Raw genomic sequence first — 2,910 nt, 5'->3', positions numbered from 1 at the left:
ATATCATAAAAAAGCCTCAAAGACAATTTCTTTGAGGCTTTTTGTTTTTGGGGTCTTATGAAGATTGGTTTTAATCTCCTAATTGATAATCCAATGGCAAAAGTTTTGAAACGCCATGCTGAGAAATATCTCCTTCTATAATCAGTAGATCCGGATCTGAGGTTACACCTTCCAGGAAAATTTCGAAATTCAATGCTTCGAGATGAATAATGGAACTTTGAGTTCTTGGTGTTCCCGATGGTGCGACTCCCCCCTTTGGTATGCTCATAGTCATATTTTTGATAATTTACTTGAAGTAAGTCTTTGAAATCAAAATAGAGTTGCGAGTTTTCTCTTTTAGTAAAATCAGATTCCTTAAGCTTTGTTTTCAAAATAGCCATTAAAAAAGGCGTGTTTTTACTCTTTCTCCTTGAAATGTCTTCTAATTCAGCGTCCAATTTTAAGGATACTGTTTTTTGAGTTTTTAAAAATGCAAAATAATCTTCTAGTTTCTTTAGTTCAGCTTCGGTAGGATAGTTTGGATTGGGAACCCGCCTCGCATGATTGACAATGAAGCCTTCTTTTTCTAGTTCGTTATTATATACACTACGCAGAAAATGCATCATGCTTCCTTTGTAGGCATTTACTCGGTTGATGACATATTTCTTTTTGTCTCCGTTTTCTTTAAAAAAAGATGTTCCCAAATAGGTGAAACTTTGTTTTTTGAAATCAGCTTCGAAATTTATAAGATTGTATTGAATGGTGTAGCCCAGATTTTGATTTTCGATAATTAAAGTTTTTGGAGCTTTTACTTTTAGCAACTTGTTCTTTTTATCGTATGAAAATTTGAGTGATCGCTGATTTTTTATTTTAACATTTGCTCTATCATAGCCAATAAAGTGGTCTAGAAAGTAATTGATGTTATTTTGATAAGCTTCTTCTGTATAAGGAACGAGAACGACTTCTTCAATTTCCTTGATACGGTTAATAATAACTTTTACAGATTTTCCCAATGCGAGGTTCAGAGGGTAGGAACTTGACTCGTAATCGTTCTTTTGAAAAATTAAATTTCCATTCTTTCTCCCTTGTACATCAAGTTGAAAACTACCATCGCTTGTAGAAATTGTTGATATTTTGGTTCCATCGAGATAGATGTTAACCTCAGGAATTGGTGTCTCATTTTCGGTTACTATTTTACCAGAAACAACTTGAGCATTAAGAAAGTTGAATACTGATAAGAATAAAAGTAATTGCAGAATTTTCACATCATGAATTTGTGAAACTAAGATAGAAAATATAAGTGAATTTTATCCAATTTTGACACTCGTCATGCTCAAACTTCCAGCAATCAATTCGTCGTTGAATAATGTTAAACTCTCCGACTTATCCTTTAAACCTAAAGAATAAATTAACGGCAAAAAATGATCAGGTGTAGGAATTGCAGCTTGTAATAATGTTCCTTGTGCTTGATAGTCAATTAAATTTTGGAAATCTCCGTCAAGTAGCCAATTATTGGTTTTTTCACGAGCTTCAATTGCCCAATCGTAACCATAACCAATCGTATTAATATTTTTGAAATCTACCATTCGTAGATTGTGCACAATATTTCCACTTCCGATGATTAAGATTCCTTTTTCTCTTAATTTTTGAAGTTTTTTTGCAAGATCAAAATGGTATTGAGGTGGTTTGGTATAATCAATACTCAACTGAATGACTGGGATATCTGCATCAGGATACAGATGTTTTAGAACACTCCAAGCTCCATGGTCCAATCCCCAGTCTTCCGTTTCAATGACGGAATTTGGAAATAAAAGTTCGGTCGTTTCTTTGGCGAGTTCAGGATTTCCATTTGCAGGATATTGTACATCAAACAATTCCTTAGGAAAACCATAAAAATCATGAATTGTCTTTTGGTTTTCGCCCGAAGTTACAAAAGTTCCGTTCGTAAACCAATGAGCCGAAATGCAAAGAATTGCGTTCGGTTTTGGTATCGTTTTAGAAATCTCTCGAAATCCACGCACAAATTGGTTTTCCTCAATCGCATTCATCGGAGAACCATGACCAAGAAAAAGGACCGGTATTTTTTCAGTATTCTGAAAACCGTCAGAAATATTTGAAAGATTTTGGAGAGTCATAATTTGTGATGGAAGTAGGAAGATAGATGATGGAAGTAGGAAGATTTTTGAACTTCCCACTTCCATCTCCTTGCTTCCTTTCTTTTTTACGCTTTTACAAACTGCAATTCTCCTGCAATTTTAACATCGTCAGAAACCAAAACACCTCCAGTTTCCAAAGCAGCGTTCCAGCTCAATCCGAAGTCACTTCTTTTTATTTTTCCGTCGAAAGAAAAACCAGCTTTGGTATTTCCCCATGGATCTTGTCCAATTCCTCCGAAATCTACGTCTAATTCGATTGGTTTGGTAACGCCATTAATGGTTAGATTTCCTGTAATATCTCCATTTAAAGAAGATGCTTCAAAAGTAATTGTTGGATTTTGAGCAGCATTGAAGAAATCTTCACTTTTCAAATGCGCATCTCTATCTGCATTATTAGTGTCAATAGAATCTGTATTAACAGTTGCTGAAACCTTTGTGTTTTTAAAAGTATCATCTTCGCTTTCTAAAGTTGCAGAAAAAGAGTTGAAGTTTCCTTTAACTTTTGAAATCATCATGTGTTTTACGCTAAAAGTAATTTCACTGTGTGTTGGGTCTAAGTTCCAAGTTGTTGACATAATATTTTTTATTTTTTAGTTAAACTTTATTTTGATGAGGCAAAGATAGGTTGACAAAAAAACTGGTGCATTGATGTAGGATAAGAAAGATTTTTTTTCTTTAAATTTTCAATTGATACTACAGATTTGTAGTTCATTTGATGAAAAGTTTATCATACAGGAAGATTTTATAATAATATAAAATAAATTGGATTTAATTT

3 protein-coding genes are annotated in these 2,910 nt (G+C 33.5%); all 3 read right to left on the bottom strand.

Annotated features, from left to right (window positions below):
• Positions 1-1,244: carboxypeptidase-like regulatory domain-containing protein (locus AC4AGG_RS15970; RefSeq protein ID WP_489773015.1), on the bottom strand; the 1,244-nt coding region annotated here is incomplete at its 3' end.
• Positions 1,245-1,286: 42 nt separating this feature from the next.
• Positions 1,287-2,114 (bottom strand): 4,5-DOPA-extradiol-dioxygenase, encoded by an 828-nt coding sequence (gene ygiD, locus AC4AGG_RS15965; RefSeq protein ID WP_489773016.1) that lies wholly within the window; start codon positions 2,112-2,114, stop codon positions 1,287-1,289.
• Positions 2,115-2,200: 86 nt separating this feature from the next.
• Entirely contained in the window at positions 2,201-2,710 is a 510-nt protein-coding gene (locus tag AC4AGG_RS15960) for a YceI family protein (RefSeq protein ID WP_489773014.1), read from the bottom strand.
• Between the last annotated feature and the right edge of the window lie 200 nt (positions 2,711-2,910).

The organism is Chryseobacterium sp. CG10_8 (assembly GCF_058117085.1).
This window is presented reverse-complemented; position numbering and strand designations above follow the sequence as displayed.

Coding starts and splice junctions, on each gene's coding strand:
- ygiD (WP_489773016.1), bottom strand. CDS start 2,114: ATGACTCTCCAAAATCTTTCAAATATTTCTGACGGTTTTCAGAATACT.
- AC4AGG_RS15960 (WP_489773014.1), bottom strand. CDS start 2,710: ATGTCAACAACTTGGAACTTAGACCCAACACACAGTGAAATTACTTTT.